Consider the following 13,321-nt stretch of genomic DNA (forward strand, 5'->3'; position numbering starts at 1 on the left):
GCGATCATGAACAGCACCGGCTTCGAGATCAGCTTTCACAAGCGGCTGCAAGGCCAGGGCCGCCACTTCGAGCTGGACATCCAGTTCAGCAGCACGGCGCCCCGCACGGTGATCCACGGCCCCTCGGGCGCCGGCAAGACGCTGTGCCTGCAGGCCATTGCCGGCCTGCTGCTGCCGGACAGCGGGCGCATCGTCTTTGCCGGCCAGCCCCTGTTCGACAGCAGCGCCGGCCTGGCCCTGCCGGCGCGCGCGCGTGGCTTTGGCTATCTGTTCCAGGACTACGCGCTGTTCCCCCATCTGAATGTGCGCCAGAACATCGCCTTTGGCCTGCGCCGCGGCCTCTTCAATCCGCCGCGTGCGGCCAGCGAAGCCTCCGTGGAGCACTGGCTGCAGGCCTTCGAGCTGCAGCCGGTGGCCGGCCTGAAGCCGGCCCAGCTGAGCGGCGGCCAGCGCCAGCGCACCGCGCTGGCCCGCGCGCTGGCGCCCCAACCCCGCGCGCTGCTGCTGGACGAACCCTTCGCCGCACTCGACAGCGCCTTGCGCGAGCGCCTGCGCGAGGAGCTCGCCGAACTGCTCGATCGCCTCGCCATCCCGGTGCTGCTGATCAGCCACGACGAGCAGGACCTGCTGCGCTTTGGCCAGCAGCGCCTGCTACTGCGTGAGGGCCGGATCGTCGAGGTCGGCTAAGGCCCGCAAGCTGGCTTCGAAGCGCCGCGACATGATGGACAGATGGCCTTCGTCGGCGTACTCAAACAGCCGCGCAGCGGGCAGCTGGGCGGCCAAATAGCGCCCCATGGCGGGCGGCACATGGCGGTCGAAAGCGCCCTGGTGGATATGCACCGTTTGGCGAATCTGCTGCAACTCGAAACCGCGCGGCCCGGCGATCAAGGCGGCCTCGGCCATGGCCGCACCAATGCCTTGCCGGTAGGCCTCGGCCATGCTGGCGATGAAGCCCGCCGCGAGCCCAGGCTCGGCCCGCAGCAGCGCCTGATCAGGCGCGCTGAGCATGCCGGCCACCAGCTTCAAGGCGCGCTCGGGACTGCCGCGATAGAGCTTGCGGTCCAACGCCAATAGCGGCGCAATCAGCCAGGGCTGCAGCCGTGCCAGGCCAAACATCAGCTTCAAGGCCGGCATTTGCTCGCGCCGGATCTGCGGCAGATCCATCGGCCCCATGCCGGCCAGCAACGCAAGACGGCTGATCCGTTGCGGCAGCGCATGCGCGCAGGCCAAGGCATAGGCGCCACCACAGGACACACCCACCACCTCGAACCGCTGATGGCCCAGATGATCGGCCAGCGCGACAACATCATCGGCCCAGGACAGCAGGCTGCGCCCCGGCGCCGGGCTGGACAGGCCGAAACCGGGGCGGTCGGCGGCGATCAGGCACACCCCCGCACGCAAGGCCTGCTCATGCACCAGGGCCGCCAGCAGCCGGCTGCTGGGAAATCCGTGAAAGAAATGCACCGGCCGCCCCCCGGCCAGTCCGTATTGCTGGTAGCTGAGCTGCCTGCCATCGGCAAGGCGAAGCGTTGCGGCGTGGTTTGCGGCGAGCATCATGGCGGTATGCGGGAGCTGCAGGAAAAGGCCGGAACTGCAGGGCCGAGCGCAGTGTAAGGCGGCAAACGCGCCAGTCACCGCCGCGTCATCTGTCGCACCCATCATCTCGCGCTGCGACTGCCGCCACCGCCCGCCCTGCCACGCCATGCCGAGAGACTGCCGATGAACCCCGTGTCTGATGATCTGGTCGAACGCATCCGCCGCGAGCTGCTCGATGGCTATGACGAAGAGCTGGAAATGGAGATCGAGGACCGCTCGGTCGACCAGGCGCTCAGCGAGATCGATGCCGCCGAGCGCCAGGGCGACAGCGAGCACACCGAACGCGTCGCCTACTTCAAGCAGCTGTTCCGCCTGCAGCGCGAGCTGGTGAAGCTGCAGGACTGGGTCGCCGAGACCAAGCAGAAGGTGGTGATCGTTTTCGAAGGCCGTGACGCCGCCGGTAAGGGCGGCGCGATCAAGCGCATCACCCAGCGCCTGAACCCGCGGGTCTGCCGCGTGGTCGCGCTGCCGGCACCGAACGACCGCGAACGCACCCAGTGGTACTTCCAGCGCTATGTCTCGCAGCTGCCGGCCGGCGGCGAGATCGTGCTGTTCGACCGCAGCTGGTACAACCGCGCCGGCGTCGAGCGGGTGATGGGCTTCTGCAGCGAAGACGAGGTCGAGGAGTTCTTCCGCTCGGTGCCCGAGTTCGAGCGCATGCTGGTGCGCTCCGGCATCCGCGTGCTCAAGTACTGGTTCTCGATCAGCGACGAGGAACAGCATCTGCGCTTCCTAGGCCGCATCCACGATCCGCTGAAGCAGTGGAAGCTGTCGCCGATGGACCTGGAATCGCGCCGCCGCTGGGAGGACTACACCCGCGTCAAGGAAGACATGCTGGAGCGCACCCATATCGCCGAGGCACCCTGGTGGATCGTCCAGGCCGACGACAAGAAACGCGCCCGGCTCAACTGCATCCAGCACCTGCTCGACCAGTTTGACTACACCGAGGTGCAGCGTCCTGCCGTGCTCTTGCCGCAGCGCGAGCGCCATGCCGATTACGCCCGCCGGCCGGTGCCGGCCGAGATGATCGTGCCCGAGCGCTACTGAGCGATCCCAAATCGCAAGCGGGCTTGATCCAGCGCAAGCTCGCTGATCAGCCACAGGCACCCGTCTTCAAGCCTTCATGCGGCTGTCACCGGCAGCGGCGAAGGTAGCGGCAAGCACCGCTACCGGAGTTACGCATGATCGCCCTCAGCACCGCCGCCCAGCCGCAAGGCACCGGCTCCATCCCTCTCACCGCCGACCAGCCGCAGGCCGCCGCCCTGCCACTGGCGGGCCTGCGTGGCCTGATCGTCGGCGTGGCCAACGAGCACAGCATCGCCTGGGGCTGCGCGCGCCAGATGCAGGCCCAGGGTGCGCGCCTGGTGCTGTCCTGCCTGAACGAGAAGGCGCGCCCCCATGTGGCGCCGCTGGCCGAAGCGATTGACGCGCCGCTGCTGAGCTGCGACGTCAGCCAGCCCGGCCAGATGGAGGCCATGGTGCGCCATGCGCTGGAGCATCTGGGCGGGCTGGACTTCGTCGTTCATGCCATCGCCTGGGCGCCGGCCGACGATCTGCATGGCCGGGTGATCGACAGCTCGCCCGAGGGCTTCAACCAGGCGATGCGCATCTCCTGCCACTCTTTTTCAGAGTTAGCCCGGCTGTGCGAGCCGGCGCTCGCCCGCCAGGGCGGCACGCTGCTGACGCTGAGCTATCTGGGCGCCGAGGGCGTGGTGCCGCATTACGGGCTGATGGGGCCGGTGAAGGCGGCACTGGAAGCGCTGGTGCGCTATATGGCCGTGGAGCTGGGCCCGCAGGGCGTGCGCGTGCATGCGCTGTCGCCCGGGCCGGTGCCCACCCGCGCCGCCTCCGGCCTCGTGGCGTTTGACCAGCTGATGGCCCACGCCAGCAGCAGTGCGCCGCTGCGCCGCCTGGTCACGCTCGATGAAATCGGCGCCTGCGCCGCCTTTCTGGTCGGCCCCGGCGCCACCGGCATGACGGGGCAGACGATTTTTGTCGATGCCGGCGTTCACGCGCTGCGTTGATCAACCAGCAAAAAGCGAGCAACAAGGAGGCCCCCATGGGTGCAACTGGTGAACTGATCGAGAACCGCGTCTTCGACGAGCTGACGCCGGGCCTGCGCGCCGCGCTGCGCCGTGTGATCAGCATGGAGGACATCCAGGCCTTCGCGCTGGTCTCCGGCGATATCAACCCGGCGCATGTGGACACCGTCTACGCCGACGCCAGCCGCTTTCACGGCGTCATCGCCCACGGCATGTTTGCCGGTGCGCTGATCTCCAGCCTGCTGGGCACCGAGTTCCCCGGGCCCGGCACCATCTATATCGGCCAGAGCCTGCATTTCCACCGCCCGGTGCGGCTGGCCGATGCGCTGCTGGTCGAGGTGGTGGTGATCGACTGCGACGCCGAGACCAAGAACGTGCGGCTGGACTGCACGGTGCAGAACCAGCATGGCGAGCTGGTCGTCAGCGGCGAGGCGCTGGTGCGCGCGCCCACCCACAAGCTGGCCCTGCCGCGCGTGGCGCTGCCGCAGCTGCATCTGTTCGACCCCGAGGCACGGCTGCAGCACTGGCTGGCCAGCCTGGATGTGCGCACGGCGCTGCGCTGTGCCGTCGTCCACCCCTGCGATGAGGAATCGCTGCGCGGCGCGCTCGACGCCGGCCGGCGCGGCCTGATCGTGCCGGTGCTGGTGGGCCCGGTTGAGAAGATCCAGGCCTGCGCCGAACGTGCCGGCGTCTCGCTGCAGGGCGTGGAGCTGCACGACGCGGCGCACAGCCATGCCGCCGCGCAGGCCGCCGCCGCGATGGCCGCCGCCGGCGAGGTGGCGATGCTGATGAAGGGCAGCTTGCATACCGATGAGCTGATCTCCGCCGTGCTGGCCGAACCGGCACTGCGCACCGGCCGGCGGCTCTCGCATGTGTTCCGCTTCGAGGTGCCCACCTATGCCAAGCCGGTGCTGGTCACCGATGCAGCGATCAATATCCGCCCCAGCCTCGAAGACAAGGCCGATATCGCCCGCAACGCTATCGCCCTGGCCCATGCGCTGGGCGTGGCCCAGCCGCGCCTGGCCATCCTCTCGGCGGTGGAAACAGTGACGCCCCGGCTGGTCTCGACGCTGGACGCCGCCGCGCTGTGCAAGATGGCCGATCGCGGCCAGATCCAGGGCGCGCTGCTCGACGGCCCACTGGCCTTTGACAACGCCATCTCCGCCGAGGCGGCCACGGTCAAGGGCATCCAATCCCCGGTGGCCGGCCAGGCCGACATCCTGCTGGTGCCCGATCTGGAGTCCGGCAATATGCTGGCCAAACAGCTGGAATACCTGGCCGGCGCGGCCAGCTGCGGTGTGGTGCTGGGCGCCAAGATCCCGATCGCGCTGACCAGCCGGGCCGACAACGCGCTGTCCCGCGCCGCCTCGGCCGCGCTGGCCCGGCTGATGGCCGAGGAACAGCCATGAGCGCGCCGGCAAGCGCCGATGGCGGCACGGTGCTGGCCGTCAACGCCGGTTCGTCGTCGCTGAAGTACGGGCTCTACGGCCGCGAGGGCAAAGCGCTGTGGACCGGCTGCTACGAAGGGCTGCAACCCGGCGGCCAGGCGCAGCACCGCCAGCAGCAGCCGCTGCCCGGCCTGCCTGAGCCACTGAACCTCGGCGCTAACACCAACAGCTTTGACGCCGCACTGGCCGATCTGCTGGCCCGGCTGGATCGTCAGGGCGCCCTACCGCTGGCGATTGCCCACCGCATCGTCCATGGTGGCGAGCGCTGCGTCGCGCCCTGCCGGCTCGATGCCGGCACGATGGCGTATCTGCACAGCCTGTCGCCATTGGCACCGCTGCATCAGCCGCACAACCTGGCCGGCGTCAACGCGCTGGCCCGGCTGCTGCCGCGGCTGCCGCAGATCGGCTGCTTTGACACCGCCTTCCATGCCGAGCAGCCGGCCGTCGAGCAATGGCTGCCGCTGCCACGGGCGCTGCGTGCGCAGGGCCTGCGCCGCTATGGCTTTCACGGCCTGTCCTACCAATACCTCAGCGAGACCTTGGCGCGGCACAGCCGGCGTTCGCGTGGCCGCGCCATCCTCGCCCATCTGGGCAACGGCGCCAGCGTCTGCGCAACGCTGGACGGCAGCTCCATCGCCAGCTCGATGGGCTTCTCGGCGCTGGACGGGCTGATGATGGGCAGCCGCAGCGGCGCCGTCGACCCCGGCGCGCTGCTGCATCTGCTGCGCCAGGGCTGGAGCGTCGAGCGGCTGGAGCAGACGCTGTACAAGGCCTCGGGCCTGCTCGGTGTGTCCGGCCTCAGCGCCGATATGCGCACCCTGCGTGCCAGCCCCGAAGCGGCCGCCGCCGAGGCGATTGCGCTGTTCTGCCACCGGCTGCGCCGCGAGGCCGCCGCACTGCTGGCGCCGTTGCAAGGGCTAGACCTGCTGGCCTTCACCGGCGGCATCGGCGAGCACGATGCCGGCGTGCGCGAGGCGCTGTGCGACAGCCTCGGTTTCCTCGGCCTGCAGCTGGACCGCCAGCGCAATGCCGCGGCCAGCGGCCAGGGCGTGCAGGCGCTGCACAGCAGCACCAGCGCGGTTGAGGTCTGGCTGGTGCCAACCGACGAGGGCCGCGTTGCCGCCAGCGCCGCCTGGCGCTGGCTGGACGCCGAGGCGCGCAGCGCCCCGGCCCAGCGCGCGGCGTCTACGCTCTCAGTCTGAGGCGCTGCGCAGCGCCTGCAGCCGCTCCAGCAGGCCGTCCGGCACGCGGCGCTGCAGGGCCAGCTCGCCGGCATAGACGGCGCCGGTATTGCCGTCCAGCGTCAGCACCTCGCCGGCGCGCAGCAGCCGGTCGCCAATGCGGGCCTCACCACGTGCTGCATCGAGGCGCAGCGCCGTACAGCCAACGATGCAGACCTTGCCCAGCTGGCGCGCGATCACCGCCGCATGCGAGGTGCGCGCGCCGCGGCTGGTCAGCAGGCCTTCGGACAATTCCAGCGCGGCGATATCGGCCGTCTCGGCATCCTGGCGCAGCAGCAGCACCGGCACGCCGGCGGCATGGCGCTCGCGCGCCCGCGCCTCGTCAAACGCAATCTCACCGACGACCACGCCGGGTGAGGCGCTAGCACCCCAAGCCAGCGGCTCAATCGCCTGCTGCGGCGCCACGCCGTTGCCGACCAGCTCGGTCAGGGCCAGCGTCTTGGCATCCAGGCCGGCGCTGCGGCGCAGCGCCTCGTCACGAGTGATCAGCCCTTCGTCCAGCAGGTCCAGCGCGATGCGCGCCTGCGCCTGCACGCTGCGCTTGCCGGTGCGCGTCTGCAGCATCCAGAGCTTGCCCTGCTCGACGGTGAACTCGATGTCCTGCATATCGCCCAGGGCCTGCTCCAGCCGGCGGCAGACCTCGACCAGCTCGCCCCACAGATGCGGCGCGCGGTCCTGCAGCAAGGCCTGGCCGGCCACGCTGCGTCGGCCCGAGACCACATCCTCGCCCTGGGCGTTGAACAAAAAGTCGACCCAGGGCTCGGGCACGCCGCTGGACGGATGGCGGGTGAAGCCCACGCCGGCCCCGGAGCAGCCGCCGGCATTGCCGAAGACCATGGCCTGCACCGTCACGGCCGTGCCCATGGCTTCGTCGATCTGCTTCATCGCGCGGTAGGCGCGCGCCTTGTCGGACTGCCAGCTGGCGAACACCGCGTCGATGGCCTGCTGCAGCTGCAACTGCGGGCTTTGCGGAAAGCTGCGGCCGCTCAAGCGCTGCAACGTGTCCAGGTGGGCGCGGGTCAACGCGCGCAGATCGAGGAAGTCCAGCTCACGCTCGGCCCGGCCCTGCGCCACCCGCGCCAGATCGGCCTCGAAGGCCGCCATCGGCAGGCCCCAGACGACCGTGCCAAAGCCGGCCACCAGGCGGCGGTAGGCGTCCCAGGCCAGGCGCGGATTGCCGCTGCGGCGCAGGAGGCCGGGCAGCGTGGCATCGCACAGGCCGATATTGAGCAGCGATTCCAGCATGCCCGGCATCGACACCGGCGCGCCCGAGCGCACCGACAACAGCAGCGGCCGGCGTGGATCGCCGAAGCGCAGTCCGCAGCGCGCCTCGACGGCCGCCAGCGCCGGCAGCCAGTGCGCCGGCGTCAGCTCATCGGCCTGCTGGCACCAGGCGGTGCCGATCACAAAGGCCGGCGGCACGGCCAGGCCCAGCGCGGCCATGCGGGCCAGGTTGTGCGCCTTGAAGCCGATCGCCTCCGGCGGCGGCGTGGCCGTCTCGGGCCCGCAGGCGATGCAGACCGGCGCACTCAACAATTGCTGATTCATCAATACCTCCGATCACTTTGGACACAAGGCTCCATTCCAGCGGCGCCCGAGGATCCGGCTCCGCCGGGCCTACGGGTGCGCCCCCTTTGAGGGGCTGAGGCCGGACGCAAACGGCCAGCCGTTTGCGCCTGCCGAGGGGCCAGGCTTTGGGCCTGGCGCGGCCTGCAAGGCCGGCGAAGCCGGTAGGGGGTGGTCAGTTCCCAGCAGCGTCGATGCGCCGGAAGGCGCGGTCGCGCAGCGCATGGGCCTGGCGCAGCAGCGCATCGCCGGCCTGCTCCAGCGCGCCGGAGAGGTCCAGGCCCAGCTGGAAGGCGACCACATCGCTGCGGCTGCGTTCATCGGCAATCAGCGCCATGCGGACCTGGCGGTGTAGCTCGTCGGAGCGGCGCTCGGCCTGCAGCACGCGCCAGCTGGCGGCCAGGAATTCGTCGTGATCGCCGGGCTCGCTTCCCTCGCCCAGCGTGCGGGCGATGCCCAGCGCCTTGATGTGGTCCTGGGTGGCCTGCAGCACGGTATCGGCCAACAGCATGAGCGGCTGCTGCACCTCGCCGGACCAGGGGCGCTGCCCCTTCGGATGTGCGTGCTCATGGGCATACTCGGCCAGCATCTGCCAGACGAAGCAGGCCTCCTCGATCGCATCGGCAACGTCGTCGCCCAGCTCCAGCTGGTGCACCAGCGAGGCCCATTGCGGCACGCGGTCGGCCAGCTGGCGGGCGCGGATGACCAGATGGTCGGCCCGGCGCTCCCACTTCTTGGCCCGCTCGGCCAGCGCGCGGGCGCTGTCGGGCTGCAGGCTGGGGCTGTTGATCTCGTCGGCCAGCGCCTGAGCCAGGGCCTGGCACAGGCCGGCATGCTCCTCCAGGCCATCGAACTCGCCATGGCGCTGGCGCAGCCGGCGGCCCAAGAGCGCACGCGCCTCGTCGGCCAGCAGGGCCGTCGATTGCGGCTGCAGCGCGTGGCGATGGGCCAGGGCCAGCAGCTCGACAAGGAACTCGCGCGCCGGCGTCGCACCGAGCACATCGTCGAGCCGGTCGCCCAGGCGGAAGGTGGCCGGGCCCTGGGCCGCCATCGCGTCCCAGACCAGGCGCTCGCCGCCCGCCTTCAACCAGGCCATATGGCCCCAGCGCTGCGCCGCAGCCTGCTTGAGCACGACCACGGCGGCCGGCTTGTCGACGAAGTTCTGCAGCCGCTTGCGCGCCCGGTTCCAGTCGATCAGAAAGACGATGCGCTCGCCGATGCCCTCCAGGCAGGCGCACAGCGCGATCTCGTCGGCGGCGACAAAGCAGGCGGTGCCGACATGAAAGGCCGCGCCGGCATTCAGGCCCGCGGCCACGCGGGCGGCCACCGGCCCCCAGTCGGCGCCAACCTCGGCCAGCAGCTCCTGGAAGAAGGCAAAGCGCTGGGTGTGCAGATCGGAATAGGTCAGGCGAATCTGCGCTGGCTGGCCCGGCGGTGTCTCGACCTGCAGCACCAGCACATGGGCGTCGTTGGTGCCGATATCGTTCTGGATCAGAAGCCGCCCACCATCGCGGGTCGCGCAGCTGCCAAGGCCGGGATGGTCGAACTTCAGCGGCCGGGTACGGTTGACGCCACGCATGAAGGCGCGCACGCGCGGCTCGTCGCTGCCGTCCTCGGCCAGTTTCCAGGCATGGGCGCCATCGATGTCGCCGCCCGCGCCGGCCGCCTCGGCCGACAGCTTGTTCAGGCCGCGATGCAGGTCCATCACCAGGAGGTGCAGGCTGTCGCTGAGGTCCGCCGCGGCGCGCTTGGCACCGCTGGCCGGGCCGCGTGTCAGCGCCTCGATCTGCGCCGTCGTCAGGTACTCGCCCGGCTGCTCGCGCAGCCAGTGCAGCCAGTGCTCGATGCGCAGGGCCAGCGGGTCGTCGCTGGGCAGCTGGCCCTGCAGCGGCCGCGCCATCAGCGCCAACGCGCCAGCCATGCGGCCGGCCAGCAGCGTCCAGTCGGGCAGCCGTATGCCCTGCAGCGATTCCTCGCTCTGGCGCGGCCAGGCCTGCAACCAGTGGGCATCCTCGCCGCCGCTCAGGCCGGCCTGGTCCAGCTCGCGGCCCAGATCGGGCAGGGCCACGCCCGGTTCACGGGCATGCTGCACCGCCTGCTGCAACAGCGTCAGATAGAGCTTGAGCTGGTCATTGGCCTGCAGCGCCGCGGTCAGCTGCGCCGGCAGGGTCAGAGACATCATCGACAAGCCCGGCTCGTCCAGCACCAGCAGCGCATTCACCTTGTCCATCCCGAACTCCCGTCACTCCAGTTGAAGGCAGGGCGAGTGTGGAAGACACGCGATGACAGGCCGGTGAACGATTTGTGGCGCCGCGATGGCGTTTGCGCTGGGTCAAGCTCAGCGGGGCTCGCCCGACGCCACCAGGCGCTCAACCAGACGCTGCGCCAAAGGCGCCACCAGCAGCACGCCGGGAAACGCGATCAGCCAGGCCGCGGTCCAACTGTGCAGCCACTGGCTCCACCAACCCGGCGCCAGACCTATCACGCGCAGCGTCGAGATGCCGGAGACCAGCAAGGACATCAGGCCCGAGACGATGAAACCGAAGGCCAGGGGAGCGTATTTGCGCGGCAGCATGGCTCAGCCCTCCAGAACGGCTTCTGCCACCTGCTGCTCGCCCAGGCGCAGCAGCGTGGCAGCGACCTGACGGCCGAACATCCGTGCGGTCTTGGTGTCGCCAGGAGGGAAGGTGTCGGCCGGCGCGCCATGGCCGGCCTGGGCCATCAGGCCCGACCAGGAGCCCAGCCGGTTCGCCGCCTGCTCGTACGGCACACCCTCATGCTGCTCGGGCAGGATGGGGTTCCCAACCCAAATCATCCCGTGCTGCATCGCAAACACGAACATCGACAGCAGCGTCGACTGCTTGTCGCCGGCCGGCAGCGAGGAGACGGTGAAGCCGGCCGCCAGCCGACCGCGCAGCGCCTGCGTGCGCCAGAGGCGGCCGGTGGCATCCATGAAACTCTTGAACGGCCCCGAGACGCCGCCCAGATAGGTTGGCGAGCCGAGGATGTAGGCGTCATAGGCCAGCAGTGCGTCGGGCCGGGCGGTGAGATCCTCGGCGCGCAACAGTTCGGCCTGCACGCCGGCTTGCTGCTGCACGCCCTGCAGCACCTGCTGGGCGATATGGGCGGTGTGCCCATGGGCACTATGAAAAATGATGGCGATGCGTTTCATCGTGAAATCCTTTGAGGCTTTTGAGAGGACGTCGCTTGGGCAGGGCTCCGCCAGCGGGACATCCGCGCGCTCGTGGGCACAGGAGAAGAAGTGGGACTCAGGCCAGCAGCCGCGCCGCGAGAGCGGTGAGATAGAGCCCGAGCCCAAAGATCAGGTGATTGGCCAGGCTGCGCAGGCTGTTGCGCAGCGGTGTCGGCGTCTTGCTGGCCGCCACGCCCAGGCCCATGGCCGGCTGCATCACCAGCATGGGCAGCGCCACCGTGGCGAGGCCAAACAGCAAGGCCGGCAGCGGCTGCGGCGCGGCCAGCCAGGCCGGCCCCTGCAGCGCCAGCAGGGCCGCGGCAAAGGCGATACCGACCGCGTAATGCACCGCCCAGCCCAGCGCCAGCTCATGGCGCAGCGGCGCGGCAGCGGCAATGGCCGGATGGCTGAAGCGGCCCCGCCGCATATGACCGACCCAGCGGCCGATCAGCGCAAAGCTGCCGGTCGGCACGCCCAGGCGCTTGAGCAGCAGCAACCAGAGATCGAGCAGCGCGGTGGCGGCCACACCGAGCCAGACGGCATGGACCAGGGTCTTGATAACGATGAATTCGGGCATGGAAATCTCCTTCGATGGCTTGACGGCGGGGACGCTTGAATTCACTATAGAAGTTGAAGTCAACTTCAAGTCAAGCACTTCCATGGACATTTCCGAAGTCGCCAAGCGCTCAGGCGTGGCCGCCTCCGCATTGCGCTACTACGAGCGCAAGGGCCTGATCCGCTCCTTGGACAGCGACAGCGCCCGGCGCCAGTTCGCGCCGGCGGTGCTCGACCAGCTGGCATTGATTGCCCTGGGTCAGGCCGGTGGCTTTTCGCTGGACGAGATCCGCAGCATGTTCAGCAGCGAGGGCGGCCCCCAGATCGACCGCCAGATGCTGGCCGGCAAGGCCGACGAACTCGATCAGCTGATCAAGCGCCTGAAGGCGATGAGCGAGGGCCTGCGCCATGCCGCTGCCTGCCCGGCGCCCAGCCACGCCCAATGCCCCTCGTTCCAGCGCCTGCTCAAAGCTGCCGCCGCCGGGGCGCTGCAAGCGCGCCCGGCCAAGCTGGCGCCGCGGCGGCGCGCTTGAAGGTCAGAGAGGGGCTGCTCAGCAGGCCTGAGCAACCGCCGCGCGCCAGGCCAGGAGGGCCTCGCCGTCGCTCCAGCCCTCGGCCGCATCGCCGATGACGATTTCCACCATCGCGCCGCCGGCCAGGCGCGTCGACGCGACGGCGCGAGCGCCCAGCCAGAACCCCTGTTCGGCAGCAAATGCGAGCAGCGCCGCGCGCAGCCGCTCGGGGCCGGCGGGCAGGTGCAGTTGGAAGGAATTGGTCTGCGGTGGCGCCGGCCAGACCTGCCAGCCCGGCTCGGCCGCCAGCCGCGCGGCGAGCTGCTGCGCACGCTGACGATAGGCGGCCATGCGCGGCAGCTGATCGCGCAGGCCGGCCACGGCGCTGAGCACAAAGGGGTAGAGCGTGTAGACGTTGCCAGCCAGCCGCGTCTGCCAGGGCGCCAACGCAGCGATGAAGTCGGCGCTGCCAACAATCATGCTGCCAGCCAGTCCCCCCAGGCCCTTGTAGAAGGAGACATAGACCGAGTCGGCCAGCGCCGCGATCTCGGCCAGCGAGCGGCCGAAATGCGGCGCCGCTTCCCACAGCCGCGCGCCGTCGAAATGCAGCTTGACGCCGTGCGTGCGGCACCAGCGGCTGATGGCCAGCAACTCGTCCCAGCTGGGCAGCACAAAGCCGCCACGGCGCAGCGGCAACTCGAGCACCAGCAACTCCGGGCGCTCCGGCAGCGCCTGCAGATCGGCCACCGTGATCGGTGTATCAGCGCCGCCGACGCGCAGGCCGCGCAAGCCCAGCAGCGCCTCGAAGGCCTCGGCCTCGTCGATGGCGATATGGCTTTGCGGGTGCAGCGCGACGCTGCCCTGCTCAGGCCCTGCCACGCAGTACAGCCGCAAGGCCGCCAGCTGGCAGGCCACGCCCTTGTGGAAGAAGCGCCCCGCCGGCTTGCCGAGCAGCGCCGCGACCTGGGCCTCCAGCGCCTGCATCAGCGCGCCCTCGCCATACAAGTCCAAGGCCTGATTCGCCTCCGGCAGCTCGATCAGCGCCTGCAACGACTCGCGCATCGAGCGCCAAGGCCGGTGGCCGTGCAGCCAACGGCTGCAGCTGTTTCTGAGGGCGATCTCGGCACTGCTGCTGATTGGGCTGGGCATGGTGATCCTGCTGAAGACT

General features: G+C 69.9%; 13 protein-coding genes. 6 read left to right on the forward strand and 7 right to left on the reverse strand.

Annotated features, from left to right (window positions below):
• Window positions 1-6 precede the first annotated feature (6 nt).
• Window positions 7-687 (forward strand): sulfate/molybdate ABC transporter ATP-binding protein, encoded by a 681-nt coding sequence (locus RQP53_RS17450; protein WP_315651955.1) that lies wholly within the window; start codon window positions 7-9, stop codon window positions 685-687.
• On the opposite strand, the gene RQP53_RS17455 is transcribed toward RQP53_RS17450, so the two are convergent.
• Entirely contained in the window at window positions 652-1,557 is a 906-nt protein-coding gene (locus tag RQP53_RS17455) for an alpha/beta fold hydrolase (RefSeq protein WP_315651956.1), read from the reverse strand. The genes RQP53_RS17450 and RQP53_RS17455 overlap by 36 nt on opposite strands.
• 162 nt (window positions 1,558-1,719) lie before the next feature.
• Between RQP53_RS17455 and ppk2 the strand changes: the two genes are divergently transcribed.
• The 4 genes from ppk2 (at window position 1,720) to RQP53_RS17475 (ending at window position 6,288) form a co-directional block, all read left to right on the forward strand.
• Entirely contained in the window at window positions 1,720-2,643 is a 924-nt protein-coding gene (gene ppk2 / locus RQP53_RS17460) for a polyphosphate kinase 2 (protein WP_315651957.1), read from the forward strand.
• Window positions 2,644-2,777: 134 nt separating this feature from the next.
• On the forward strand, window positions 2,778-3,620 hold the full coding sequence (gene fabI / locus RQP53_RS17465; RefSeq protein WP_315651958.1) for an enoyl-ACP reductase FabI: 843 nt from the start codon (window positions 2,778-2,780) through the stop codon (window positions 3,618-3,620).
• A gap of 35 nt (window positions 3,621-3,655) precedes the next feature.
• On the forward strand, window positions 3,656-5,047 hold the full coding sequence (locus RQP53_RS17470) for a bifunctional enoyl-CoA hydratase/phosphate acetyltransferase (protein WP_315651959.1): 1,392 nt from the start codon (window positions 3,656-3,658) through the stop codon (window positions 5,045-5,047).
• On the forward strand, window positions 5,044-6,288 hold the full coding sequence (locus tag RQP53_RS17475; RefSeq protein WP_315651960.1) for an acetate/propionate family kinase: 1,245 nt from the start codon (window positions 5,044-5,046) through the stop codon (window positions 6,286-6,288). The genes RQP53_RS17470 and RQP53_RS17475 overlap by 4 nt, the downstream gene beginning before the upstream one ends.
• Here the strand turns inward: RQP53_RS17475 and RQP53_RS17480 are convergent.
• The 5 genes from RQP53_RS17480 to RQP53_RS17500 form a co-directional block, all read right to left on the reverse strand.
• Window positions 6,280-7,875: a PEP/pyruvate-binding domain-containing protein gene (locus RQP53_RS17480; protein WP_315651961.1), complete on the reverse strand. Its 1,596-nt coding sequence runs from the start codon at window positions 7,873-7,875 to the stop codon at window positions 6,280-6,282. The genes RQP53_RS17475 and RQP53_RS17480 overlap by 9 nt on opposite strands.
• Window positions 7,876-8,068: 193 nt before the next feature.
• A complete protein-coding gene (locus RQP53_RS17485; RefSeq protein ID WP_315651962.1) occupies window positions 8,069-10,123 on the reverse strand; it encodes a phosphate transport regulator in 2,055 nt (684 codons plus the stop codon).
• A 108-nt stretch (window positions 10,124-10,231) separates the two neighbouring features.
• Window positions 10,232-10,468, reverse strand: a complete 237-nt coding sequence (locus RQP53_RS17490; protein ID WP_315651963.1) for a DUF2798 domain-containing protein — start codon at window positions 10,466-10,468, stop codon at window positions 10,232-10,234.
• Window positions 10,469-10,471: 3 nt separating this feature from the next.
• The gene (locus RQP53_RS17495) at window positions 10,472-11,065 is read right to left on the reverse strand and encodes an NAD(P)H-dependent oxidoreductase (RefSeq protein WP_315651964.1); all 594 of its coding nucleotides are present in this window, start codon (window positions 11,063-11,065) and stop codon (window positions 10,472-10,474) included.
• Between the two features lie 97 nt (window positions 11,066-11,162).
• Window positions 11,163-11,663, reverse strand: coding sequence for a DUF2938 family protein (locus tag RQP53_RS17500; RefSeq protein ID WP_315651965.1), 501 nt, complete (start codon window positions 11,661-11,663; stop codon window positions 11,163-11,165).
• A gap of 82 nt (window positions 11,664-11,745) precedes the next feature.
• On the opposite strand from RQP53_RS17500, the gene RQP53_RS17505 reads away from it, so the two are divergent.
• On the forward strand, window positions 11,746-12,174 hold the full coding sequence (locus tag RQP53_RS17505) for a helix-turn-helix domain-containing protein (protein WP_315651966.1): 429 nt from the start codon (window positions 11,746-11,748) through the stop codon (window positions 12,172-12,174).
• Window positions 12,175-12,192: 18 nt separating this feature from the next.
• Here the strand turns inward: RQP53_RS17505 and RQP53_RS17510 are convergent, their stop codons facing one another.
• Window positions 12,193-13,302 carry a threonine aldolase family protein gene (locus RQP53_RS17510; RefSeq protein WP_315651967.1) on the reverse strand — a complete coding sequence of 370 codons (1,110 nt, stop codon included), beginning with the start codon at window positions 13,300-13,302 and terminating at the stop codon, window positions 12,193-12,195.
• Between the last annotated feature and the right edge of the window lie 19 nt (window positions 13,303-13,321).

This window comes from Roseateles aquae, assembly GCF_032337115.1.
Classification (GTDB): Bacteria; Pseudomonadota; Gammaproteobacteria; order Burkholderiales; family Burkholderiaceae_C; genus Roseateles_C; species Roseateles_C aquae.

Excerpts from the sequence above, each read along its gene's own strand:
- RQP53_RS17505 (WP_315651966.1), top strand. The coding sequence starts at position 11,746 with ATGGACATTTCCGAAGTCGCCAAGCGCTCAGGCGTGGCCGCCTCCGCA.
- RQP53_RS17455 (WP_315651956.1), bottom strand. The coding sequence starts at position 1,557 with ATGATGCTCGCCGCAAACCACGCCGCAACGCTTCGCCTTGCCGATGGC.
- fabI (WP_315651958.1), top strand. The coding sequence starts at position 2,778 with ATGATCGCCCTCAGCACCGCCGCCCAGCCGCAAGGCACCGGCTCCATC.
- RQP53_RS17485 (WP_315651962.1), bottom strand. The coding sequence starts at position 10,123 with ATGGACAAGGTGAATGCGCTGCTGGTGCTGGACGAGCCGGGCTTGTCG.
- RQP53_RS17500 (WP_315651965.1), bottom strand. The coding sequence starts at position 11,663 with ATGCCCGAATTCATCGTTATCAAGACCCTGGTCCATGCCGTCTGGCTC.
- RQP53_RS17470 (WP_315651959.1), top strand. The coding sequence starts at position 3,656 with ATGGGTGCAACTGGTGAACTGATCGAGAACCGCGTCTTCGACGAGCTG.
- RQP53_RS17475 (WP_315651960.1), top strand. The coding sequence starts at position 5,044 with ATGAGCGCGCCGGCAAGCGCCGATGGCGGCACGGTGCTGGCCGTCAAC.
- ppk2 (WP_315651957.1), top strand. The coding sequence starts at position 1,720 with ATGAACCCCGTGTCTGATGATCTGGTCGAACGCATCCGCCGCGAGCTG.
- RQP53_RS17490 (WP_315651963.1), bottom strand. The coding sequence starts at position 10,468 with ATGCTGCCGCGCAAATACGCTCCCCTGGCCTTCGGTTTCATCGTCTCG.
- RQP53_RS17480 (WP_315651961.1), bottom strand. The coding sequence starts at position 7,875 with ATGAATCAGCAATTGTTGAGTGCGCCGGTCTGCATCGCCTGCGGGCCC.
- RQP53_RS17450 (WP_315651955.1), top strand. The coding sequence starts at position 7 with ATGAACAGCACCGGCTTCGAGATCAGCTTTCACAAGCGGCTGCAAGGC.
- RQP53_RS17510 (WP_315651967.1), bottom strand. The coding sequence starts at position 13,302 with ATGCCCAGCCCAATCAGCAGCAGTGCCGAGATCGCCCTCAGAAACAGC.
- RQP53_RS17495 (WP_315651964.1), bottom strand. The coding sequence starts at position 11,065 with ATGAAACGCATCGCCATCATTTTTCATAGTGCCCATGGGCACACCGCC.